General features: G+C 60.3%; 20 protein-coding genes. 15 read left to right on the top strand and 5 right to left on the bottom strand.

Annotation, left to right across the window (positions count from 1 at the left end; translation table 11 throughout):
* Positions 1–3: 3 nt before the first annotated feature.
* The 3 genes from IPV69_RS05505 to IPV69_RS05495 all read left to right on the top strand — a co-directional run bounded on the left by IPV69_RS05505 (position 4) and on the right by IPV69_RS05495 (position 2,776).
* The gene (locus IPV69_RS05505; RefSeq protein WP_206293915.1) at positions 4–504 is read left to right on the top strand and encodes a response regulator; all 501 of its coding nucleotides are present in this window, start codon (positions 4–6) and stop codon (positions 502–504) included.
* 93 nt (positions 505–597) lie between these two features.
* Positions 598–1,623, top strand: a complete 1,026-nt coding sequence (locus tag IPV69_RS05500; RefSeq protein WP_206293914.1) for a GGDEF domain-containing response regulator — start codon at positions 598–600, stop codon at positions 1,621–1,623.
* A gap of 106 nt (positions 1,624–1,729) precedes the next feature.
* Positions 1,730–2,776 carry a sulfotransferase family protein gene (locus IPV69_RS05495; protein WP_206293913.1) on the top strand — a complete coding sequence of 349 codons (1,047 nt, stop codon included), beginning with the start codon at positions 1,730–1,732 and terminating at the stop codon, positions 2,774–2,776.
* A 19-nt stretch (positions 2,777–2,795) separates the two neighbouring features.
* Here IPV69_RS05495 and IPV69_RS05490 read toward each other — a convergent pair whose 3' ends face one another.
* Positions 2,796–4,712 carry a sulfatase-like hydrolase/transferase gene (locus IPV69_RS05490; RefSeq protein WP_206293912.1) on the bottom strand — a complete coding sequence of 639 codons (1,917 nt, stop codon included), beginning with the start codon at positions 4,710–4,712 and terminating at the stop codon, positions 2,796–2,798.
* Positions 4,713–4,902: 190 nt separating this feature from the next.
* Between IPV69_RS05490 and IPV69_RS05485 the strand changes: the two genes are divergently transcribed.
* Entirely contained in the window at positions 4,903–5,964 is a 1,062-nt protein-coding gene (locus IPV69_RS05485; RefSeq protein ID WP_261361992.1) for a TadE/TadG family type IV pilus assembly protein, read from the top strand.
* A gap of 99 nt (positions 5,965–6,063) precedes the next feature.
* Positions 6,064–7,512 carry a sulfatase gene (locus tag IPV69_RS05480; RefSeq protein ID WP_206293910.1) on the top strand — a complete coding sequence of 483 codons (1,449 nt, stop codon included), beginning with the start codon at positions 6,064–6,066 and terminating at the stop codon, positions 7,510–7,512.
* 137 nt (positions 7,513–7,649) lie between these two features.
* Here IPV69_RS05480 and IPV69_RS05475 read toward each other — a convergent pair whose 3' ends face one another.
* On the bottom strand, positions 7,650–7,919 hold the full coding sequence (locus tag IPV69_RS05475; protein WP_206293909.1) for a hypothetical protein: 270 nt from the start codon (positions 7,917–7,919) through the stop codon (positions 7,650–7,652).
* A 735-nt stretch (positions 7,920–8,654) separates the two neighbouring features.
* Here IPV69_RS05475 and IPV69_RS05470 point away from each other — a divergent pair.
* The 3 genes from IPV69_RS05470 (at position 8,655) to IPV69_RS05460 (ending at position 13,706) form a co-directional block, all read left to right on the top strand.
* On the top strand, positions 8,655–11,936 hold the full coding sequence (locus tag IPV69_RS05470; RefSeq protein ID WP_206293908.1) for a DUF11 domain-containing protein: 3,282 nt from the start codon (positions 8,655–8,657) through the stop codon (positions 11,934–11,936).
* 108 nt (positions 11,937–12,044) lie between these two features.
* Positions 12,045–12,860, top strand: coding sequence for a 6-phosphogluconolactonase (gene pgl / locus IPV69_RS05465; RefSeq protein WP_206293907.1), 816 nt, complete (start codon positions 12,045–12,047; stop codon positions 12,858–12,860).
* Between the two features lie 165 nt (positions 12,861–13,025).
* Complete coding sequence (locus tag IPV69_RS05460) at positions 13,026–13,706, top strand: class I SAM-dependent methyltransferase (RefSeq protein WP_206293906.1); 681 nt, start codon at positions 13,026–13,028, stop codon at positions 13,704–13,706.
* A 79-nt stretch (positions 13,707–13,785) separates the two neighbouring features.
* Here IPV69_RS05460 and IPV69_RS05455 read toward each other — a convergent pair whose 3' ends face one another.
* On the bottom strand, positions 13,786–14,292 hold the full coding sequence (locus tag IPV69_RS05455) for a PEGA domain-containing protein (RefSeq protein WP_206293905.1): 507 nt from the start codon (positions 14,290–14,292) through the stop codon (positions 13,786–13,788).
* 88 nt (positions 14,293–14,380) lie between these two features.
* Entirely contained in the window at positions 14,381–15,778 is a 1,398-nt protein-coding gene (locus IPV69_RS05450; protein ID WP_206293904.1) for a glycosyltransferase, read from the bottom strand.
* 713 nt (positions 15,779–16,491) lie between these two features.
* Between IPV69_RS05450 and IPV69_RS05445 the strand changes: the two genes are divergently transcribed.
* From IPV69_RS05445 to IPV69_RS05420, 6 genes are all read left to right on the top strand, one after another.
* A complete protein-coding gene (locus tag IPV69_RS05445; protein WP_206293903.1) occupies positions 16,492–16,917 on the top strand; it encodes a DUF2752 domain-containing protein in 426 nt (141 codons plus the stop codon).
* A 176-nt stretch (positions 16,918–17,093) separates the two neighbouring features.
* Positions 17,094–17,732 (top strand): hypothetical protein, encoded by a 639-nt coding sequence (locus tag IPV69_RS05440; protein WP_206293902.1) that lies wholly within the window; start codon positions 17,094–17,096, stop codon positions 17,730–17,732.
* Between the two features lie 90 nt (positions 17,733–17,822).
* Entirely contained in the window at positions 17,823–18,461 is a 639-nt protein-coding gene (locus IPV69_RS05435; protein ID WP_206293901.1) for a hypothetical protein, read from the top strand.
* A 75-nt stretch (positions 18,462–18,536) separates the two neighbouring features.
* Positions 18,537–19,688: a hypothetical protein gene (locus tag IPV69_RS05430; protein WP_206293900.1), complete on the top strand. Its 1,152-nt coding sequence runs from the start codon at positions 18,537–18,539 to the stop codon at positions 19,686–19,688.
* A 276-nt stretch (positions 19,689–19,964) separates the two neighbouring features.
* Positions 19,965–20,741 carry a phosphate signaling complex protein PhoU gene (phoU, locus tag IPV69_RS05425; protein ID WP_206293899.1) on the top strand — a complete coding sequence of 259 codons (777 nt, stop codon included), beginning with the start codon at positions 19,965–19,967 and terminating at the stop codon, positions 20,739–20,741.
* Positions 20,742–20,852: 111 nt separating this feature from the next.
* The gene (locus IPV69_RS05420) at positions 20,853–21,422 is read left to right on the top strand and encodes a GNAT family N-acetyltransferase (protein ID WP_261361991.1); all 570 of its coding nucleotides are present in this window, start codon (positions 20,853–20,855) and stop codon (positions 21,420–21,422) included.
* Positions 21,423–21,514: 92 nt separating this feature from the next.
* On the opposite strand, the gene IPV69_RS05415 is transcribed toward IPV69_RS05420, so the two are convergent.
* Positions 21,515–22,696 carry a PQQ-dependent sugar dehydrogenase gene (locus tag IPV69_RS05415; protein ID WP_206293897.1) on the bottom strand — a complete coding sequence of 394 codons (1,182 nt, stop codon included), beginning with the start codon at positions 22,694–22,696 and terminating at the stop codon, positions 21,515–21,517.
* A gap of 144 nt (positions 22,697–22,840) precedes the next feature.
* Between IPV69_RS05415 and IPV69_RS05410 the strand changes: the two genes are divergently transcribed.
* The gene (locus IPV69_RS05410) at positions 22,841–23,932 is read left to right on the top strand and encodes a Gfo/Idh/MocA family protein (RefSeq protein ID WP_206293896.1); all 1,092 of its coding nucleotides are present in this window, start codon (positions 22,841–22,843) and stop codon (positions 23,930–23,932) included.
* The last annotated feature ends 114 nt before the right edge of the window (positions 23,933–24,046 follow it).

Genomic DNA, 24,046 nt, shown 5'->3' with positions numbered 1-24,046 from the left:
TCAATGCAGACGAAATCCGACATCCTCTTGAACGCACGGACCGCCGTCGGCGGCGCGCTTGCCGTTCTGCTCGTCGATGACGACCCGGACTGCCGAATGCTGATCCGCGACGCGATCGAAGGTAGCGGCATGGATTGCCAGCCGTTTGAAGTCTCCAACGGCTTGGAAGCGATGGAGTTTCTTGAGCGAAGAGGCAAGTGGAGCAACGCGCCTCGACCCGGCCTGATCTTTCTGGACGTCGAGATGCCCGGGATGGGCGGCCAGGACACGCTCAAAGCGATCCGGGCGATACCAGAACTCGATGACACGCCGATCGTGATGATGACCGGCGTCAGTGACGAACAGCAGATGAGGCAGGCGGCTGAGCACGGTGCCAACAGCTACACCCTGAAGCCCGCCAGTGGCGCGCAGTTCCTGGAGACCGTGCGGGCCAGCGCCAACTACTGGCTCAAGATTCATCAGTACCCGCATCACAGGATCCCGCAGGCCCTGTGCAAGCGATAACACTGCGGACTGATCAGGTGAGTTTTCGCTGGCATCAGAACGAGGTTGCCAGCTTCTGCAGAGCAAAATGGACTGCCGGAAGGAATTCTCGACTTGGAACGCCTGAAATTGCTCATCATCGAAGACGACGTTGATCAGCGGGACCTGATCCGTGAAACGCTGGAAGACCACTTCGGTGCCGGGACGGTCGTCGGCGTCGATAGCAAGCGGGCAGCCCTGGACCAGGACCTGGCCTCGTTCGACCTCATTCTCTCCGACTACAACCTGACAGACGGCACGGGCATGGAGTTGCTCAGCGAGATTCAAAAGCGCTGCACTACACCCGTCATCATGGTTACCGGGGAGAACGTCGGACACATCGCCGCCGAAGCGATTCAGCGTGGCGCGACCGATTACGTGGTCAAGGTCGGCGACTATCTCTTCACGATCCCCCTGGTCGTCCAGAAGAATCTTCAGGTTGCCAAGGTCAAGAGGGAGAACGAGTCGCTGCGTCTTGAGCTCGAACAGACGCTCGACGCGCTGAAGGAAAAGAATCTCCTTCTGGAAGAATCACTTAAGAAGGTCGAAGAGGTCGCTGCGACGGACCCTCTCACCGGCCTCTATAACCGCAGACACTTCGGTCGCGTCTTCGAGCAATTGTTCTCCGAGGCCCAGCGCTATACGCAGAATCTGTCATGCGTGATGATCGACCTGGATGGCTATAAGCAACTGAACGACAAGCACGGGCACCAGGTCGGTGATCAGATCCTGGTGGTCGTGGGCAAGGTCATCGGCGCCAACATGCGAAAGATGGACGTTGCGGCGCGATATGGTGGCGACGAGTTCATCCTGCTGCTTCCACATGCTTCCGCCGAGGAAGCAGCGGGGGTGGCGGACCGTATCCGCGCCGAGTACAAGCAGGGCGGTACCACGCTGTTTCAAAAGACGTTGCCGAATGAGGTGATCCCACCACTGACGATGTCCATTGGAATTGCGGCGTTACGCGACGTCCCGCAGTCCATTCCGTCTTATGCCGACCAGCTCATCGCCCGGGCAGACGCTTCTTTGTACCGCAGCAAGAAAGACGGGAGGAACCGCATTACACTCCACGCGGCAATGCCTGCGGTTACCGCGGCGTAAGCCCTTGCGTTTGACGCGAACTAATTTGCGGGTCCTGTTTCCTGCTGTTGCGAAGAATGTCGACGGATCATTAAGCTGTGCCACGCAGACGTAAGCGCGGAACCTCATGACCACGGAATTGATGATGGAGTCGACCGAGCCGATGACCAGCACCGACCCGCGCCGCTCGCAGGGGACGGCACCTGTCGGACAGAACTGGATGCAGCGCTACCCCAAACTCTGCGACACGCGCGGAATCCTCGTCACCGGCTCTCACCGCTCCGGGACGACCTGGGTGGGTCGCATGCTGGCGGCGGCACCGGGCGTGGACTACATCCATGAGCCGTATAAGCCGGGCTGGGTTCTTCCGTATACATTCACCCGGTCCGACATCTGGTTCCCCTACGTCGCCGCCCACAACGCCTCGGAATGGGAGAAGCCGACCCGCAAGACGTTGACGTTCGGGTACTCATGGTCGTTCACGTACGGCGAAGACCCGAGCTTGAAGCAAGCCTGGAAGGCGACGAATCACTGGCTCCGCTGGACCCGCCGGCGGTTCACCGGCCACCGCCCGCTGATGAAAGACCCGATCGCGCTGTTCGCCACGCCGTGGCTGGCCGACCGTTTCGCCATGGACATCGTGGTGATGATTCGGCACCCGGCCGCTTTCTGCAGTTCAATCAAGCTCAAGAACTGGGTGTTCGACTGGACACAGTGGTCGGGCCAGAAAGAACTGATGGCCGGGCCGCTCGCCCCGTTTGCCGACGACATCGCCCGCAAGCAGCGGGGCAATGACGACATCATCGACCAGGCCATCCTCCAGTGGCGAGTCTTCCATCACGTGATCGACGCCTACCGGCAGAATCGGCCGGACTGGCTCTACGTACGACACGAAGACCTGTCGCTCGATCCTGTCGGCGGCTACCGCCGCATGTACGACCACTGCAAACTGACCTGGACTCCATCGGCCGAGAAAACCATCCGCGAAAGCAGCGACGAAGGGAATCTCAAGGACGCCGCCGTAGCGGGCAAGAGCACGCACTTCGTTCAGTTGGCGTCAGCGGCGAATGTGAAGAATTGGCAGAAGCGGCTGTCGGCCGACGACATCAGCCGGATCAGGCGGGGCACTGAAGACGTGTCGCACAAGTTCTACACCGACGCCGACTGGGCCTGATACATCTCTTCTCTTCAACTCACTTCTTGCCCTTCTTAGGCTGTTTCGCCGGTTTTCCGTACTCGAAACCGAGCGACGCAGAGAGGGTTTCCATCAGCCGAGTCGGGTACTCGCGAGTGCGCGGATAGGACGTCGGGTCGATGACCTGGATGGCGGCCAATTCACTCTTGATCGACATCGCCTTACTACCAAGTTCGTCGATCGCCTGCAGTGCCGACGTCGTTGCGTAAGCACCCGTCTTGGGTGCGTCGGCTGCGGCCAGAAGGGTCCTGAGCGCGGCCGCCAGATCTGCGTCGTTACCGAACTTGCCAAGAGCCTCGGCGGCGACGATCCGGACGTAGACCGAGTCGTCCTTTGTCATCGCAGAGACCAAGGCGTCGTGATGGGCTTCGGTGGCAGCCTTGCCCCGGGCCAACAGGCCGATCGCTCCCCAGTAGCGAACGGCAGAATCGCTGTCGCCGAGCAGCCCCGCCAGCGACTTGGCGGCCGACGGGTCGCCGTTGGAAGCGAGACGGGCGGCGGCGAGAATTTTCGCGATCGGGAAGTCAGGCGAATGCCCGTAGGTGTACGGGTCGCTTCCCTTGGATCGGCTGTGGATCTCACCTTCGGGCAGCAGACCGACGTCGCGCGTAGCAAGCATCCAGTCTTGAGTTGCGGTGCGGAGTCGTTCGAGCGTCGCCTGATGTGCAGGGTCGGCAGCGAGATTCCTGACTTCCCACGGGTCTGACTGAAGATCGTAGAGTTCCTCGCTCGCCTTGGGGGCCTGCCAGAAATATGACTGTTCCGGTGTGAGCTTCCCAGCTGCGAACAGGTCCTTCCAGACACGCGTGGTTGGCGTTTGCAACTGGTAGCCCACGCTTTGGCCGTGCGGCCGGTGCGGCATGAAGTTCTTCACGTACACGTACCGGTTGTCACGGGCCGTGCGAACCATGTCGGTCCGTTCGTCCATGCGTCCGCGAAAGCCGAACACGTACTGGCGCGGCTCGACAACCTTGCCTCCGGCGAATGCCTTACCTTGAATCCAATCCGGGACCGCGATGCTAGCAATGCTGAACAGCGTGGGTGCCAGATCAACGAACGACACGGGGCGGTCGGTCTTGCCACCCGCCGAGTACTCCGGCGGAGCCAGGTGCTTCCATTTTTCGGGAACGTGAACGAGCAGCGGAACCCGCAATCCAGAGTTCAATGGGGTTCTCTTGCTCCGCGGCATGCCCGATCCATGGTCGCCGTAGAAGAAAACGATTGTGTCGTCCGCCAGGCCAGCCGCCGCCAGTTCGGCCAGCTGCTTACCGAACCAGCCGTCCATGGTCGTGATGTTGTCGTAGTACTGGGCCCAGTCCTGCCGCACCTCGGGCGTGTCAGGGTGATAAGCGGGAATCACGGCCTTGGAGGGGTCGTGCACTGCCTTGTGGGGACGGGTGCGAATCTGGCTTTCATGGGTGCCGACGTGGTTGAACACCGCGAAGAATGGTTGGCCGGCACCGCGCGACTGGTAATGTGCTTTGCCGGATGATTCGTCCCAGACTTTGCCGTTGGGCGCGAGGTTGTAATCTTCCTTCGAATTGTTTGTGCAGTAGTACCCCGCCTCGCGGAGGATTTGCGGGTACATCCGCACTTGTGCGGGCAGCGGGGCGGTGGAGCGCATGTGCTCTCCACCCGTGGCTGTCGGGTAAACGCCGGCGATGATCGTCGTTCGGGCGGGAGCACACACCGGTGCGTTCGACCAGGCGGTCAGGTAGAGCAGTGACCGGGCGGCGAATGCATCAAGATTGGGGGTGTCGGCGTACGCGTCGCCGTAACAGCCGAGCTGCGGTCCGATGTCTTCAGTGGTGAGCCACAGGATGTTAGGCCTTGTAGATTCCGCCGCGCCGGCTCGACTGACAGGGCAAAGCAAGTGACCGACAGCCAGAAGCAGAATGAGTGTTCGGTTGAGCATGGGTGGATTTCCGAGCAGGGCGTCGCAGAGTGGCATTACCGGTCGCTACCGGGAGGAACAACGCCAGTTGAAGCGAAACATTCTGCACGATGATCGTCATACGCCGCAAAGGCAGAACGTCTGATAGTCGCGGCAGAAAATTGGCTGGTAAAGCCAAAGTGCCACCCCGTTGCACCCGATGCACTCTTAGATGAGCACAGGTCACCCATCCTCGGTTCACCATCGCCACGGCGCGGTTGTTGTCTATTCGATCGTGATCATGGTCGTTCTCCTCATGATGGCGACATTCGCCGTCGACTGGGGACGGGCCCAGTTGGCCAAGACTGAACTGCAATCGGCGTCCGATGCCGCGGCCCGTTACGGCGTTGCGGGCTTAAAGACCAGCGTTGCGACTGCTACGAGCCAGGCCAAGGCCGTGGCAGCGATGAATAGCGCCGCAGGCACCTCGGTGGTGCTGACGGATTCAGACATCGAATTTGGACTTTGGGATCCCGGAACCAGAACGTTCGAGGTGCTGACCGGCGCCGCGCAGAACTCCGCAACAGCGATTCGTGTCACGGCCCGTCGAACGCAGTCGCGGAGCAATCCGCTGGCACCAGTCTTTGCCAGCGCTTTACGGCTGAGTAGCACCGATATCACAACTTCCGCGATTGCCGCCCGCGGCAACATCATCACTGCAACGGTCATTGCCAAGGGATCGCCCTGGCTTGCGGGTATGGGCGACGGCAGCACCATCGCGGCGACCGGCGGCAACCCCCTGGGCTGCGTCGCACCGACCAACTCGCCGACTCGGATCAGCTCGCTTCCTTTGACCGGCGGGATGTCCGTCTACTTCCGTCAAACGACAGGTCAGACGTCGTACGAGAACTCCGGCACCTACGGCCCTGACGGACAGACCGACTGGATCGTTCGCCAGGATCCGGCCAACGGAATCAACTCCACCAAGGCGCCGATTATGTCGCTTGTCGGCATATTCCTCGATGATCGTGCGCCTAATACGTATTCGCAGGCTGCCGAACTCGACTTCACTACAGAGAACAGCCGCAACTTCTCCACGCTGTCGCCCGGCCTCAAGCAGGTGTTTTTTATTGGCGACGGTATGAAAAGCGATGGCACGCTTCAGAGCTTTGTCGTGCCCGCGGGTGCGACACGCTTCTACATGGGGTTGATGGACGAAAAAGGTTGGTGGTGGGACAACGTCGGCCAACTTCAGACGACGATGCTCGACGACAAAATCGCGATGGTCAAGTAGGTCGAGGTCGCCGGCGCGCCTGCGTTGCAAGGGGAACCGGCAGCTTGCTGCTTGCGGTTTTACTAACCCCCCGACACGGTCCGGCGGTATCTTTCCGGAATGCCGCGAACCTTTTTTGCACTGGTCGCTCTTGCCTGCCTCATTCCGCTCAGCACTTTCGCAGCCAGCGCGAAACCGAACGTGCTTTTCATCATGGCGGACGATTATCGTCCGGAACTGGCCAGCTACGGTTCATCGGCGATCACGCCCAATCTGAATCGTCTGGCTGCCAGGTCACTTCAGTTTGATCGAGCTTACTGCCAGCAGGCTGTCTGCAATCCCTCCCGGTCGTCGATGCTGACCGGCCTGCGGCCCGATACCCTCGGCCTCTGGAACAACGGTACCCACTTCCGCGAACTCAAACCGGATGTGATGACGTTGCCGCTCTGGTTCAAGCAACACGGCTACGAGACTCGTTGCAGCGGAAAAATCTTCCACAACTGGCATACCAAGGAAAAAGGCGATGCCCGAAGCTGGTCGGCACCGGAGTTCCTCTTTTACGCAAACCATGGCGACGATAAACCCCAGGTCAAAGGGGAGCTGCCACCCGACACCGCCAAGGCTCCCAAGTGCGAATGCCGCGACGTTCCGGACGACGCCTACTACGACGGCCGGGTCGCCGCCGAGGCGATTCGCGTCATGAGCGAGGTCAAGGACAAGCCGCTCTTCCTCGCCGTCGGTTTTTGGAAGCCTCACGCACCGTTCAACGCGCCGAAAAAGTATTGGGATCTATACCAGCGTGACAAACTGCCGCCGCTGAATGCCGCGCGTCCTACCGGTGCACCCGAAATCGCGTTCCACGACAGTCGAGAAATCCTGGGGACTGGCGATAAACGCGTTACCTTGACGCCCGGCGACGAAGCCGAAATGCGGCACGGCTACTTCGCGAACATCAGCTACCTGGACGCACAGCTCGGAAAAGTGCTCGACGCGCTGGACGCCAGCGGCATGGGCGAAAAGTCGATCATCGTCTTCGCCGGCGACCACGGCTATCACCTTGGCGAGCACGGGCTTTGGGCCAAGACGTCGAACTTCGAGTTCGACGCACGGGTTCCTCTGATGATCTCCGCTCCGGGCATGTCGTCGGCGGGTAAGAAGACCGAATCACTGACAGAACTGGTCGACTTATTTCCCACGTTGGTGGAACTGTGCGGCCTGCCCCCTGTTGAAGGTTTGGAGGGAACGAGCCTGACGCCAATACTCAAAGATCCCTTGGCCCAACTCAAAGCCGCCGCTTATACGCAGCATCCCCGCCCGGCGTACTACGATCGCGAGCCCGAGAAACGCCCTAAAGCGATGGGAGTGAGTGTTCGAACCCCGAGCGTGAGATACACCGAATGGCGCGACTGGACCACCGGCCGAACCATCGCCCGCGAGCTGTACGATGCCGTCACGGATCCCAACGAACTAACCAACGCGATCGATTCTCCACGACTGGCCAGCGAACAGGTGCAGGCGGAGGCGGCGCTCAGAAGGCAGTGGCGTCCGAAGAGCTCGGTTGATCAATGAGGTAGGTGGGTTCTGGTTCTGATTTCAGCCGAATCTCGTCAGGATCGTTGAGCGGCGCCAACGTCAATGCACGCTCATTCCAGGCTGCGACCGTCCCGAGGGATTGTCGTCACTATTGACGCCGCAGGCCGCGCACTTCAGTAGCCGGTGTCGGCGGGTACACCCCATCGGCGACGAATGTCGGCTTCCATGCGATCGACGACTTCCTTCTTGTGCTTGTAGTACGCGTCGGCCTCGGCCGTATTCTTGCCCTGGCGGTTCTTCCAGCCGCTGTGCCGTGCGGGCCCTGCGAGCTCGGTAAGCTTATCGAGAGCCTCGTTGCCACCAGGAATCTCGGCGCGAATTGCCCGATTGATCGCTTTCGCAAGTTTGCCGCCGTACTTCTCTCGAAGCTCTTTCTCGCCCATCAAAGTGTCCTTTGCCTAAACCGCCTAGTCTTGGCGTAAAACGCCCGCCGTCAAGTAGCCATCAATGTCACGGTTACCGCTTTGGGGGATTCGACTTGGATTCCAACTCACCGGACTGGCCGGGTCAGACGTGTGGAACCGTCCTCAAATTCCATGATCGTCAATGGAAGAAACCTCCGCGCTGAGGGTACCGAATACACGAACGGCTGCGGGGTGTCTCTGACCCAAGGGCCGATCCCGGACGCGACGGCATTCGAGAGGAGAATCGAGGCCATTCCACGCGGTGGCAGGGAGACAGCGCGAAGGATATGCGGGCGATTCGGCTGTCGATTACGGTTTTCATACGCTGTTGACCACCAGTGAAGTGCGGCACCAGCGTTACCGAGCAGCCTTCGGGTTCCTAAGCATTTATTCGACACACTTTTACGGTGGATCTGTACGTGCCAGTTTGCGATTGCATTGCGGACCTGCCCCTGTGATACTGGGTGCCTTGATGCAACCGGCGTGAGTTATCGGTAAACTCCGTTTGTCGGGCGGGTTTCTGTTCCCGACTGCTGGTGTTTTTTCGGCCTGTCATTGCCGAGATCGCGTCGGCTTTACGGTTCGGATATTTCGGAGGCGACCGGGCGACATCGGAGGTCGTTCGGGATCGCATCGCATCCCAGCGGTGTCTGTGTATGCACCGCGTTCCGCTGCGTTGAAGTTCGCCATTGAGTGATTTCGAGAGGGAGTGCTATGAGGTTCCTGTCCCGTCGTTCGCCCCTTGCCACATTGATTCGTTCGGCCCGCGAGCGGTCATTGCCCGCGCTGCGCAAGGCGACCTTCACGGAGGCGCTGGAAGACCGGCGTCTGCTGGCGGCCAACCTTGTCGTCAGCGTTGCCGCCGCACCTCAACCAACCGTCAACGCGGGTGCCGACATCACCTACAGCGTCGCGGTGCGTAACGTGGGCACCGACCCGGCGGACAACGTCCAGCTGACGTTCGACCCCGACGACCTCAACGTGCCACCGGCCGAACGCTCCGCTTTCCGTTCGGCGATTCAGCTGAGCGGGCCCGGATTCACGTTCACGAATCCGGCGGTCAACGCGCAGGGGAATGTCGTCGCGAACCTCGGAACGCTGAATGCCGGTCTCGCCGGCACATTTACGATCGTCTATCGCGTCGGAGCATCCACGCCGGAGCTTGACGTCATCAACGGCGTTGCGACAGTTTCGACGACCACGCCAGAATCCAGCAACGCCGACAATACCGAAGACGACAGCGTCATCGTGAGCACACGTGCGGACCTGCAGGTCACCAAGACTCAAATCAGCCCCGTCGGCAATGCCACGGCCGGTCTCGATGTTACCTACGAAATCATCGTCACGAATAACGGACCGAGCACTGCGAACAATGTGTCGGTCGTAGACATCGTTCCGGCGAACATGACCTTCGTGTCGGTTGCCCAGACGGCCGGCCCGACTTTCACCGTCAATTCCACGCCCACCGTCGGATCGGCCGGTACGTATCAGTCCTCGATTCTCGGCCTGGGAAGCGGACAGTCGGCGACGTTCCAGATCACGATGCACATCGCGTCGGACGTGACCGGCACCGTATTCAACACAGCCACCGCCTCCACAACGACATTCGATCCCGCGCTGGGCAACAACCTTGCCACGGTGGGCGGCAACATTTCGGTTCAGACCGATCTTTCGATCGTGAGCACGTCGAACAAGGCGACCACGATCTACGAGGGCACGTTCTTCACGTACACGGTGACGATTTACAACCGCGGCCCGAGCGACGCAGTCAATGTGGCGTTCAGCTGGGATACGCCGGTGACCGGCAAGGCCGGTGCCCGCGAGCAGGTCTACTACGGCAACAACCCCATAACGCTCATCAGCGGTCCTGCATTCAACGTCAACCTTCCGGCCGACCCGCCGCGCCGCGGTACCATCACTGGCGCGCCGACGGCGGCCAACGCCCGGCTTCCGGCCGGCGTAGGAACGACCTACACGTTCCTGATGGGAACGTCCGAAGACAACGATCTGGTTCAGACGTCCACGGTCACCAGCGGATCGCCGGATACCAACCCGGCCAACAACACGTACACCGACAACCTGCACGTGGCCGATGCCCCGCTGACCCTCCAGGAGTCGCCGGCGATCCAGGGCAACGACGGTCAACCGATCGACGCTGAGGTGATGATCTTCACCGACACCAATTCCTGGCCGGGCCTGGGTATCGCGCCGCCGGGTGCGTACACGACCCCGGGTGGACGCCTTGGTGAAATGCCCGATTTCATCGCGACCATCGACTGGGGTGACGGCACGCCGACCTCCGCCGGCGTTGTGACGCTGGACATCACCGGTACGTATCACGTCGCCGGTCGTCACACCTACGCGACGCCGGGCAACTTCCCGGTGAAGGTCACGATTACCAGCGACGGCGAAGCAACGCTGACCGGCAATTCCGTTGCCACGGTCGGTGTCCCCGCCCGCGGCGGTGCACCGGTCGCCGGATTGAAGTTCACCGAAAACGTCAGCGAGACCAAGAAGATCGCCACCTTCTTCCGCGGCAGCGCCGGCGGTGGGGTGACCTTCACCGGATCGATCAACTGGGGCGATGGCACGCCATCGTCGCCCGCGACGCTCACGCCGAACGGGTTCAGCTTCGATGTCGTTGGCACCCACAATTACGTCGACGAAGGTTCGTACACGGCCGTCGTGACCATCAACGGTTCCGACAGCATCCAGAACATCATCAATGTGCCGATCACCGTGGACGACCGAGCCGTCGTCGGAACGGCCGTCACAGTCAACGGGCAGACGGGTATCCAGATCCCCAATGCGATCGTTGCCACGTTCACCGATCCGGGTGGTTCCAAGGCCGCCAGCGCGTACACGGCACTGATCGACTGGGGCGACGGCACGACGCCAATCCCCGGAACGGTCACTTACAACAGCGGTACCGACAGCTTCACGGTCACCGGCACGCACACGTATCTCACCCAGGGCAACTACACGACAACGGTGACCATCTCGCACGGCACCGCTCCGGACGCAGTCCTTACCGGCCTGGCGATCATCACCAACGGCCCGGTAAACCCAGCAGTCGTAGCCACCAAGATCGATATCACGGCGACGGCGAACGTGGCTTTCACGGGCCCGGTCGCGACGTTCACCGATGCCCTTGGCGGCCCCGATGTTGTCGGCAACTACGTCGCGATCATCAATTGGGGCGACGGAACGCCGACGACCAATGGCGTCATCACCTTCAACGCAGGTACGGGCGTCTTCAGCGTCGATGGGACCCACACCTACACCGCTGCCGGCACCTTCAACATGACGGTCACCATCCGTCACGGCAACTCGCCGGATGCAATCGTTAACCCGATCGCGACGGTGACGAATTCCAGCGTGGTCAATGGAACCACGCCGGTGAGCTTCAACGGCGTCGAAGGTCAGACGCTGAACAACGTCATCGTCGGCCGGTTTACCTCGAGCAATCCTGGCGCGGTCGCCGCAGACTTTGTGGCGGTCATCGACTGGGGCGACGGCACCGCCACGACCGCGGGAACAATCGCCCAGACCGGTACCGCCGCGTTCAACGTGACCGGCACTCACCAGTACGCAGACGACGGCACCTACGCCGTCACGGTATCGGTCACTCCCGCAGCAGGCGGGACCGCTTCGGTGATCAATTCCACCGCCGTCATCCGTGACGCGGCCCTCCGCGGCATCAGCCGGCTGTTCAGTGCGACGCGCAACACCAACTTTAACGGGCTGGTTGCGAGCTTCATTGACAACAACCCGTTCGATGTGACCCCCGCAGATTACCTGGTCTCCGTTGACTGGGGCGACGGGACGGCGGCCACTGGTGCAACCATCGCCTACGACACCGTCTTGAAGCAGTTCAACGTCACGGCGGCTCACACCTATACCGCGGCGAGCCCTCTCGGCGGGTACAAGTTGACCATTACCGTTCGTGACGGTCTGTCCCTGGTATCGATCACCAGCACAGCCACCGTGCCGTAAAGCAGTGTCATCGACGACTTGAAGACCTCAAGCGAGCGCACCCACGGATCGAGAGATTCGTGGGTGCTTTGCTTCGCAAGGGCATGGCGTTGATCGTGATCTGCGTTAGTGCAGAACCTGCCGTTGCTCGTGAGTGATTTCCGGTCTAATCTTCATCCAATCATGAGTCTTCCAGAGATCAAGGTTTTGCCCGATATTCCTGCAATCGCCCTTGAGGCAGCCGAGCGAATCGTAGCTGCTGCGGCCGCAGCGGTTCGGGAGGGTCGTATGTTCAGTCTTTCGCTTTCTGGTGGATCAACTCCAAAGGCGCTGTACGAACTATTGGCCAGCTCGCATTACAGGTCGCAAATCGATTGGGTGCATACGGAATTGTTCTTCGGAGACGAGCGGGGCGTTCCGCCGGATCATCCCGACAGCAACTACGCGATGGCGTATCGGGCTTTGCTCTCGAAGGTGCCGATACCGGGTGACAACATCTACCGTATCCGTGGCGAGATCGAAGCCACCGAGGCCGCCAAGGAGTACGGATTGATGTTGAAGGAGAAGTTCGGATCGGGCGGGGTCGACCTGGCACTGCTGGGCCTGGGTGCCGATGGCCACACTGCATCGTTGTTTCCCGGAACGCCGGCGGTCAGGGAGCAGGACCATCGCATGGTCGGACAGCTGGTCGAGAATTCAACGACGGGCAAGAGTTGGCGAATCACCATGACCGCGCCGTTTCTGAACCGAAGTCGAGCCGTCCTCTTTATGGTCGCCGGCACGGACAAGTCCGGTGCGGTACAACAGGTGATCGAGGGGGCGCGCGAGCCAGAGAAGTTCCCCGCACAGCTGATCGACCCGGCCCTCACCAAGATAACCTGGTTACTCGATCCAGCCGCGGCGGGAATGTATGACGCGGAAGAAGGGGAATGGTCCGAGGTCTGACTTGTTTTGCGCGATGAATGGGAGGTCTGACTTGTCGCGCAGAGTTCCGTAGGTTGGCAAGCGGAGCCGCGATCGCTAAAGTGTTTATACCGAACGAGCGTTATGCAAGGATTGTAATCCTTGGGTACATTTTGCGTTCACAGTCTCATTGCAGGACCCAAGGCCATGTTCCTGATGCAGGAAGCCAGTACTCGTAAGATCTACGATTTTCACTCCGGTTTTTACGACGCGACGTTCGGTCGCCTCGTCCGCAAGCGTGTCGCCAAGGCGATCAGTCACATGAACATCGTCCCTTCGGACCTGGTGCTCGATCTGGGCATTGGGACCGGCCAGTCGCTGAACTCCTATCCGAACATCGGACGGATAATCGGCGTCGATCTGTCGGCCGGTATGCTGAAGGAAGCCCGCAAAAAGATTCACGAACGCGGGATGACCAATGCCTCGGTCTTTCAGGCCGACGCGATGAGACTGCCGTTCGCCGACGACACATTTGATCATGTGTTCATCAGCCATGTGATCAGCGTTGTCAGCGACCCGTTTAAGCTTGTCGTGGAGGCTCAGCGGGTTGCCAAGCCGGGCGCTCGAATCATCATTCTGAACCACTTCCAGTCCACCAACAGAATGGTGGCGTTGGTAGAGAAGTGGCTCTGCCCTCTGTGTACCAAGCTTGGATGGCGCAGCGACCTGCCGTTGCAAGACCTGGTTCGCAGGACCAATCTTGAAGTCGATTACCGCTACCAGCTCAGCGCCCTTGACCTTTGGGAGACGGTCGTCGTCACCAACACCAAGTCCGCGCTGAAGCCCAAGTCGATCACAATCCCAAACCTTCAGACCGTTGCGGCCTGAGGTTCGATTCACTTCGAAGTGGTTGCAGGGCGACGACTGGTTTCTTTTTGACCCAGAAACTTTGCCCACAGGAGCTACGCTATTCGCTTCGAGTGGCGGGCTTTGCCGTTGCTTTTGTGGTGGCCTTGGTCGCCGGTCGCGTGGTTGGTGGTTTAACTTTCGTGAACTCACCAGACTGGAGTTGGCCACGCAGTTCGCGACCGCGTTCCACCATGCCGGCAGGTTCAGTCATCGCGGCAGTCGTGGGCTCCATCACGTACTCGACACGATGTTCGTCGCGAATTGTGATGGGGAGCAGTTCGGTCACCAGGTCGAATGGGAACCAGAGCCAAGGCGGTGCGACGACAGGTGTGACGACTTTCTTCGTCTCATAGCCGTCGAGCCGCACCGAGGCATCGTAGTAGCCGTACCACTGGAACTCGCGACTCATCGGCGTTCGGCTGATCTCGTGCCCGTTGGCGGTCACAAGGGCACCGGATGGCGAGGAAGTAGCGATCAACTCGCGCTCGACGCAACCATTAAGGAGGGATCCGCCGACGATGGCGGACACACAAACGAGGCTGCGAACGGCTCGATTGAGCATCATACCTGGAGTATAGACGCGAGCAACACAAGGGCAAATGGCGCGGCGGCCAGATGAAGTCCCCCGAGGTTCGCCACCGTCACGTCTCGCTTCAGTTCCCGCCCAGATTGGAAGTGATCCCAGCAATCGCCTGTTCGTAGACAGACTGGCATGACCGCGCCGCATCGACCCAGGAAAGCTTGCGGACTTCGAAACTGCCATGCTGCCGGAGCGTACTTGCCAGCGGCGGATGCTTCAGCACAGCGATGATCTTGTTCGCCATCTCGTTGATGTCCCAGAAGTCGACCTTCAGCGCGTGCGTGAGCACTTCGCTGACGCCGGACTGCTTGCTGATGATGACCGGCACGTCGTGGCTCATCGCCTCGAGGGGCGCAATTCCGAACGGCTCGCTGACGCTGGGCATGACGTAAAGGTCGGCCATTTTGAAGACCTTCTCCACGTCGCCCCCGCGAAGGAAGCCGGTGAACAGCACCTTGTGTCCGATCCCCATCGCGGCGGCCATCTCGATGGTCCGGCGGATCATGTCGCCGCTACCGGCCATCACGAACTTCACATTGTCCATGACCTCGAGCACCTTCTTGGCTGCGGCCAGGAAGTACTCGGGTCCCTTCTGCATCGTGATTCGCCCGAGGAACAGGACGATCTTCTCGTCCTTCTTGATCGAGTATTCCTCTTCATTGAAGCCATTGCTGGCGATATCGATCGCGTTGTAGACCACCTCGACTTTGTTTGCGTCGATGCCGTACATCTGGACGCACTGGTTCTTGGTGAGGTGGCTGACGGCCACCACTTTCATCGCGCCGTGCATCCCCCGGCGTTCGATATCATAGATCCGCTGATCGACGTGCACGCCTGACCGGTCGAACTCCGTCGAGTGAACGTGAACGACGAGCGGGACGCCTTTGATTCCCGCAACTGCTAATCCCGCCGGAAAGGTCATCCAGTCGTGTGCATGAACGACGTCAAACGTCTCCTGCCGCGCAATCTCGCTGGCGAGGTTGGCGTACCTCTGAACCTCAGAGAAAAGATCTCCCGAGTACACGCTTCCGCCGCCCTGTGGCGGCGCGATGAAACCCGGCGTTGGTTGTGGCTTGGACTGCGGTGCAGGATCGGAGGAGGTGTCCTGGACCGGGTCGGTCTTGCGGACCCGTGCCACATCCGTGTCGAGCGCAGTCGGCTTGGACTGCCACTGTTCCGCGTAACCGGCGGGCGTATTGTAAGGATTTGCAAGCGCTGCGTTTACCGTGCGGAAGGTCACATGATCAAACTCGTCCAATCGAAACTCAGACGTCGGGGCCGCCAGAGGCGATCCCGGACGCGGCGCGACCAGCGTAACGTGGGTCGAGAAGGGCGTGGCCACTGGGCGCGGAAGAACGAAGAGGACATCCAGGCCGATCGAACTCATCGCTTTGGTGAGTCCGTAGCAGGCTGTACCTAAACCCCCGCTGATGAAGGGGGGGAACTCCCACCCGAGCATGAAAACGCGCATCGTCGTTCCGTTTGTTCAAGTAAGCCGATGACATCGTCCTGACGTCACCCCTGATATCGTCAAGACGACAGACTCATCTCAATTCGCAGCCAATGAGCACCCGCGTCGAAGACACCTTCTCAGGCACTCGGTCCAATCAACAGACGAGCCTTTCGACTCGAAACGCCCAACTGAAACCGCGTCAACCGCGCGCAGCATTCGGAAGCCTTCAAAGGGCTGTCCGAGGGCAATTTCCGACCGGAAGAAGCCGGGGCCTGATCGGTTCTCAACGTCTTACCCATCAACACGACACCAAGGTTTCCAAAGTAGACCCGACCGCAGAGCCTTGTCAACATGTGCCGACGTAGCTTTACTAAACCGCCCGAAATAACGGGTACGGTAGATTGCAGAAGTCGTCGCCTGTGTCTGGAAGCACAATTTGCCTAGCAAAGCGGATACCGTCATCAACTGCGTTGCCAGCTGGTCTCGCCCGCATGAGGCGCCCGAAGCGGGCAAACTAGGTATTCGGGGTGATGGCGGCAGCAACGTTTGAATTAGCAAAGCGGTCTCAAGTCACGAGCCTGGTGCGCCGCGCGTCGCGCGATGGTTGTGCGGTTTCGATTGCGACCGCGGATGGTGCCTAGTAGAGTGGCGATTCGATGGACGTCGCTGGGCCAAAGCAGTCTACGCATCGTCTGTATGCGCCTAAGAGGTTCACTGCGGCTGCGCCACCCATGACCCGCGCGATCGGCCTGGGGATTTCGATCGCCTGCCTGACTGTCCTTCTCATTGCCGCAGGCCTGACTCCAAACGCTAGTGGCGTCGGTAGCCATCGCGGTCTCGGTTTGCAAAGCTGTGCGCTCCTCGAACGAGCGGGCATGCCTTGCCCGTCTTGCGGGATGACGACAAGCTTCACCTGGTTCGCTCACGGGAACTTGATCGCCAGCTTCTACGTACAGCCGATGGGCATGCTCCTGGCATTGGCATGTGCTTGCACGGTCTGGGCGGGCGCGTACGTGGCGATTTCCGGGAAACCGGTGCATCGACTCCTGGCAATGCTGCCGGCGGGACGTCTACTTTTCTGGATCCTCGGGTTCTTCATCCTCGCCTGGGCCTGGAAAATCTTGATCCGCTATCAGGGGTGGGATGGCTGGCAATAGGATTCGGCCGAGATCGGTGAATGAACCTGCGGCCCGCTCTAGCGCCTTGATTGAGGATGCCCTGCCAGCAAGTTTCGTCGTCTTCTGGTCAGACGCCACCATCGTTCGTCAACTGGAATCGAAATATGTTCAACCTTCCTCTTCGACACCGCCGAGCGTTCCAACGACGGACCTTTTTGTCGATTCTTTCGCTGCTGTGCCTGCTAGGAGTGGCTCCAGGCTGCGCAGTGCTCGGCGTTGCGGCGAGTAAGGCATCGCGGACGACGGTTAAGCCGGCGTACATGGGATTTGGAAACCAGACCGTTGGCGTCATGGTGACCACTGACCGCGGCACCCAGGTCGACTTCCCGCGACTGCAGCTCGACATCGCTCAGTCCGTACAAAGCAAGATGCAGGGCGCACAAGCGAACAAGGCCGAAGAACTTAAGGGCACCCAGTTTCCAGCCGCCGCAGGTCCAACGGCAATCTTCGCGTACCAGCGCAATCATCCCGAGTACGATGTCGAACCGATCGCCAAGATCGCCCCGAAGCTGGGCGTTACCAGGCTGATCTACATTGAGATCGAGGGCTTCGCACTGAATCCTGCTGACGTGCTCGAACTGTTCCGCGGAGAAGTCACTGGCCGCGTTCGGGTTGTTGAGATCACCGATGGCGTGGGCAAGGTCGTCTTCAGCGACGCGGTATCGGGTGTTTTCCCCGAGCATTCCGGACCCGACGGCACGCCTAACCTGACCAGAGCCGTCACGTACCGCGGTGCAATCGACGCCTTTGGAACCGCAATCGTCCAGAAGTTTGTTGAGTATGAGACGAACTGAACGATGTCGCTGTCGCCTCTGCTTCAGGAATGAGCGATCCGGACTCATTGAACCTGTGAACGTCAACCTGTTCCGAATCTGGAGGTTCTCGTGCCGAATGTGCGTAACGCCATCAGGTGGGTCGCGACTTCGCTGGTGCTCGGCGTGATTGCCTTCTCGGCGATCGGTTGCGCGGCGGCTGGCCTGATCGCCCACGCCACGACACCGCCACCCAAGGTGCCTCCGGCTTACAAGCTCGCACCCGTGCCCACCATCCTGCTTGTCGATTTCTCCGGGAACCCCGGCCAGGGAACCCTCGATTCGATTCGCATTGCGGCACTGGCGACCGGCATGATGCGCGACAACGGGCTGACGTTTATGCTTGATCCGGGACTGGCGACCAGTGCCCAATCCTCGCAGCCTCTGGACAAGAGGCTGCGTCCGTCCGAGCTGGCACGCGCCTGCGGTGCCAAACAATTCATTTACATCGACCTGCGACGATACACGACCACGAGCTCAATGCTCGGCGAAACAGCGAGCGGTCAGGCTGAAGCAGCGGTATGGGTGGTCGATGCACAGACTGCCGAAGTGCTCTGGCCGCCGGAGAGCGGGCAGGGTTTTCCCATCGGGGCGTCGGTTCCTTTCACGCCGACCACCGGCGGCACCACGGAACAGCTGGTTCACGATCAGATTAACCAGCAGATCGCGCAGAAATCGGGTCGATTGTTCTTCGAATGGCAGGAACAGTAGTAGACGCGGCGTGTCACAGCCGGAACAAAAGAACCTCCGCCCGATTTGCCAGAGAACGTTCGCGAGAAGGGCCCTATGACCGCTGCTGCCATCGGCAAACCTACACCTGCCAGTGCGGAGACTGTTGAGTCCTACAGCGGCGAGGTCGTCTACTTTTATGCTTTTGACGTGGCGTATGAAATGCACCGGCGTCCGATCCAGACGCTCCTGGGCCAGCCAGTGGTGGAGTTCGCGCTGGACACCAATAAGCGAGCGCCTCGGCAGCACACATTCTTCCGCCCGAACACGGTTCGGCTGCCGGCGATGGAGAGGATCACTCCGAATGGCCCGCTGCGGCTCGAGCGTGTGATCAAGATCCTGCCCGTCGGTGCCATCAGCATCACGATTCGTGTCCCCTTCACGGTCAAGTCGCTCGATGAACTGACCAGCTATCACGATCTGAGGTTCGGGGACGGAACATATCTCTACGAGGAAGTACGCCGACTGGCCAATGAGGTCCGCGAGGAGCTGGAACCGTTTTTTGTCCGGCCGGTTGACGGTTCGCTGCGGGACGAAGAGGCCTACACGGTCTTTTGCCTCAACGCTCAGAGTGGTTCCGCCAACCGTTGCGAAGATTGGCTGAAGCTGCATCGCCGCGAGGTTGCTGCACTGTTGACCGAAGAGGTCGATCACGGCCGGTTATCGGATCAGGAGGTGGAGGAATCTACGGGCAAGTGGCTGAGCTACTACGAGCAGGATCTCGTGGTGATCGACTGGGATGCCGCGCTGGTGATTGACGAGCCGCGTTTCTTCGAAGAGGCGCTCTACCTGATCGAGATGGCGAATCTTCAGCTCGCCGAGCTGGAAGCCTATGACCGCCTGCTGGACGGCGCAGTGGAACGCTCCTACCGGGACATTGGTGCCCGTAAGTGGAGCACCTTTAAGACCATCGGCATTCCCCGGGACCTTCGCGAACTCCGCATTGACCTTGCCCGCCTCAGCGACGAACTTCTGAACACGACCAAGTTTTTCGGCGACTGGCACATGGCCCGCATTTATCAGGCCTTGTCGGACCGCTTCCACCTCGAAGAGTGGCACCGAACGATCGACGAAAAGCTCAAGACGCTGGACGAGCTGTACCAGCTGCTGCGCAGCGAACAGAACAATCGCTGGATGCTAATCCTGGAGGTGTCGATCGTCGTGCTGTTTGTCGTTGATCTGGCGATGCTCTTCGTGCGGATCCACTAGGGTACAACACACAGCAAACCATGCGGGCGCATCGTCAACAATAGTTCCCGTTTTTCATGCGATGTTCAAAGGGGGGTTCTGACGATGCTCTGTCCATGATTCGATCTCAATTGGTTCTGATCCTGTCGCAGGTCCTCGAACTCGGCGGCTTTTTCCTGGCCGCCTTGGGTCTTGCCTTGGGTGCCATGATGCTTCGGTGATCCGCGGCTGCGAACGGGGCACTCCAGAAAAGCGGGCGGGTTGGCAGGTTTCGAGAACAGGCGAATCGCGCTAATCTTGCGTTTTGCAGCAGTTTACTGCCGGAAGTCCTCGCCCGGTACCGGCAACTGTGGTACATTAGAGAGTCTCGCGCCGGTTCCCGGCTCGACGCCAGAGGTTGGAGGACCCGATCCCATGTCACGTCATTTTCAGGATTTAGTCTCCGATCTGCGTGGACGGCTCGCAAGGATGACCGCCGCCATTCAGTCCCTGGTAGAAGTTGCGGTGGAATCGGTGTTTCACGCCGATGTCAAGCTTGCCCAGGATGCCATCCTCTCCGACGCCCGAGTCGACGATGAGGAAGTTGAAGTTGAAAAGATGGCGATCGACCTGCTGGCGTTGCATCAGCCGGCCGCAAGCGATCTTCGGCTCATTACTACGATCATCAAGGTCAACTCTGATTTCGAGCGAATCGCCGACTGCGCGGTGAATGTCGCCCAGCGCGTCCTGCCACTTGCCCGGGTCGGCAACTACCGCCCGCCCGCCGACCTGAAGCTGATGGCGAGCACGGTATTGACGACCCTCAGGGATACCATCAAGTCTTTCAATCTCAACGACGTGGAGATGGCTCGGCAGGTTCTGCGAAGTGACGACGTCGTCGATGCCCTGTATCACCAGATCGTCCAGGATATGCTGAGCGACATGGAGCGCAACGGCCCATCCGCCAGCACGGATCTGTCGAATATCATGATCGCGAAGAACCTCGAGCGGATCGCCGATCACTGCACGAACATCGCCGAGGACGTGATTTACGTTCACAGTGGCCGGATCATTCGCCACCTGCATGCTGTCTGAATAGACGAGGTCGTCTGAGTCCTTGTTTGACATCGCTTGGGGTTCGTCGGGAGGGGAGTCACACCGCTGCCACCGGTCGCGATTCAGGCGATCATCGCTTACCTTTCGGTCATGTTTGCCGCGCCGCTTTCAATCCCCGGATTCTCCCTGCGCATTGTTGAAGACCGCCACGTGGGAGCCGTCTACGAGACGGTTCGGCGGAATCTCGAGCACCTCAAGCCGTGGATGCCTTGGGCGACGGATGAGTACTCGCTTGACGGATGCCGGGCGTGGCAGCGGAAGGCGATCGAGCAGTTTGCCCGCAACGACGGCTTCAATGCCGGCATCTTTGACGGGCCGAGTTTCATTGGCGTGATCGGTGTTCACGCCATCGATTGGTGGAACCGCAAGACGACGGTGGGGTACTGGATCGACGCGGCATATCAGGGCAGGGGCATCATGACGGCGGCATGCCGTGTTTTGCTGTCGCACCTGTTCGACGAGCTAAAGCTAAACCGGGTCGAAATCCATTGTGCGACCCAGAACGTGCGGAGCTGCGCGATACCCAAGCGCCTCGGATTCGTCGACGAGCGCGTCGCACGCGAGGCGGAACTGCTTCCCGACGGGCGGTACCTCGATCACGCGATCTACACGATGCTCGCGAGCGAATGGAAGGGACTTTCTCTAGCGATCGTTCAGTGAGCTTTCCGATCGCACGCCCACGGCGCCGCCGTGGGTCCAGCCGCGACGCGGGGCGCGTTCAAGCGCAACGACAGATTGACATTAACTAAGTATTACGGCGCGACGATGCGGTAGACCCACCCGTTGATGTCACACATGTAAAGCTCCCCGTCGATGTCCTCTCCGAAACCCGACGGTTGCGTCGGCCGTTGACCGGCGGCGCGATCGGCAGTCTGCGGGTTGACGATGACGCCAGAGCCAGACAGCTTCTTCCCGTCGTATTTAAACCCAAAGAGCGTTCCGTAAGAGTAATCCCCACAGACGTACCACCCCTGCAGCGCCGGAATCTTCTTGCCGCGATACACGTATCCGCCGGTGATGCTCGCCGCCCGGCGATCGTGGTAATACTCGAAGACCGGGTCGATCAGGGGTGTGGTCGTCGGCGTGGCCGGCCAGAGGTCGTGGCTGCCTTCGCGAATCCGCCAACCGTAGTTGCCCCCCTTGACGATCAGGTTCACCTCTTCCCAGATGTCCTGCCCTACGTCGGCGGCCCAGAGATCGCCCGTCTGACGGTCGAAGCTGAACCGCCAGGGGTTCCGCTGTCCGAGCGCCCAGATCTCCGGTTTCCAGCCTTCCTTGCCGACGAACGGGTTGTCCTTCGGCACGGTGTACGCCGTCTTGGCGACGGGGTCGGGCGTGGGGTCGATACGGAGGATCTTGCCGAGCCAGGTGGCGGGGTCCTGGCCGGCGTTGAGGGTGTCATTCCCTTTGCCGCCATCGCCGAAGCCGAAGTACATCAGGCCGTCCGGACCGAACTGAATTTGCCCACCGTTATGATTAGGAAAGGGCTGATCAAGCGTGAACACGACGCGCTCGGTAGCCAGATCGACCCGGCGGGCCTTTGGATCGACCTTAAACTCCGAAACAACCGAGCGTACCGCAGGCTCCTTCTCGCCAGGCTTGAGCTGGCCGGTGGTGTAGCTGGCGTAGAGCAGCCCGTTGGACTGGAACTTCGGGTGGAAAGCGATTCCGAGTAGGCCGCACTCGAAGGCTACATAGACCTTTTCGGAGAGATCGAGGTAGGGTTCTTCGACGACCTTCCCGTTTTCGAACATCAAAGCCCGCCCGGTCTGCTCGACCATGAAAAGCCGACCGGCGGGATCATGACGAACCTCAACCGGCTTATCGAGCTGGACGACCTTCTCAAGCTTGATTCGTGGCACATCCTCGGCGGCCGCGGGGATCGCGAGCGCAATCAGGGCCAACACAATGCCGAATGGATTGAGGCGTGCCATGTCGGAAAGGATATCAAAGAATCGTGCTGCTTGGCACGGGCGTGCCGCGTGTGTTGCGGCCCCGGCCGAAACGGCTGAAGTTCCCTTTTCCGCTCCGCCGGCTACATTACGCCTGCACCCAAACTGGCGAGAAGGAGACCTCTCTTGAGCACCATCGGCGTCGGCATCATTGGCAGCGGCGGCATTGCCCTGCAGAACCATCTTCCCGGCTTTGCCCTTTGTCCGGACACCAAAGTCGTAGCGCTTTGCGACAGCAATCCCGCTGTCCTCGCCGAGGCGAGCCAGAAGTGGGGCATTCGGGCCACGCATGCCAAATGGGAGGAACTTATCGCCCGCGACGACGTGAATGCCGTCGTCATCGCAACGCCCAACTTCCTGCACCCGCAGATCGCCAAGGCCGCCGCCGCCGCCGGCAAGCATGTCCTGTGCGAGAAGCCCATCGCCCTGAACTACCCCGACGCGCTGGACATGGCGACCGTCTGCGAGAATGCCGGCATCCGCCACATGACGGCGTTTACCTATCGCTTCGTCCCGGCGATGCGTTACATGACCCACCTGGTCAAGCAGGGGGACATCGGCCAGCCTTACCATTTCCGGGCCCAGCGTTTCCAGGACTGGGGCGACCGCAATCTCGGCTGGCGCCAGGTGAAAAAACTCGCCGGCTCCGGTGAGCTCGGCGACATGCTCAGTCACCGCATCGATTACGGCCACTTCCTGGTCGGGCCGATCAGCCGCCTCGTCTCCGACCAAAAGCGCATGATCGACACGCGAGCCGGTAATTCCGTCAGCGACCTCGACGACTGGGTCGCCATCCTGGCGCAATACAAGACCGGCTGCACCGGCGTTCTGGAAAGCACGAAACTGGCGACCGGCCGCGGCGAAGGCCTTTACGGGCAGGACGTCGCCGAGGTCAACGGTCCCGACGGAACGCTGACGTTCACCACGCAGAAGCCTCTGGAACTAAGGATCGGAAACCGACGGACCACCGACCTTCAGACCGTACCTGTTCCGAAGGAGTTCCTGGTCTACCCGGGTTCAAAGCGCGACCCGAGCGACGGCGACCCTGTTAAGACATTCCGTTACGACCAGAATTACGAGTTCATCGCGGCAATCCGCGAATGCCGGCCTTGCACGCCGAGTTTGTGGGATGGCGTCCGGGCGCAGGCGGTCATGGACGCAGCGATTCAGTCGGCAGAGCAGGGCAAGTGGATCGACGTGCCGCAAGTGCGATCGTGAGGGGATTATTGCACTCGTGACTTAAGTATGAGCAAACGCCCACGGACAGCAGTCCGTGGGTATTCGAGAACCCGCGGACGGCTATCCGTGGGCGTGTCGTCGTAGCAAAGGGAA

The organism is Humisphaera borealis (genome assembly GCF_015169395.1).
Classification (GTDB): domain Bacteria; phylum Planctomycetota; class Phycisphaerae; order Tepidisphaerales; family Tepidisphaeraceae; genus Humisphaera; species Humisphaera borealis.
This window is presented reverse-complemented; position numbering and strand designations above follow the sequence as displayed.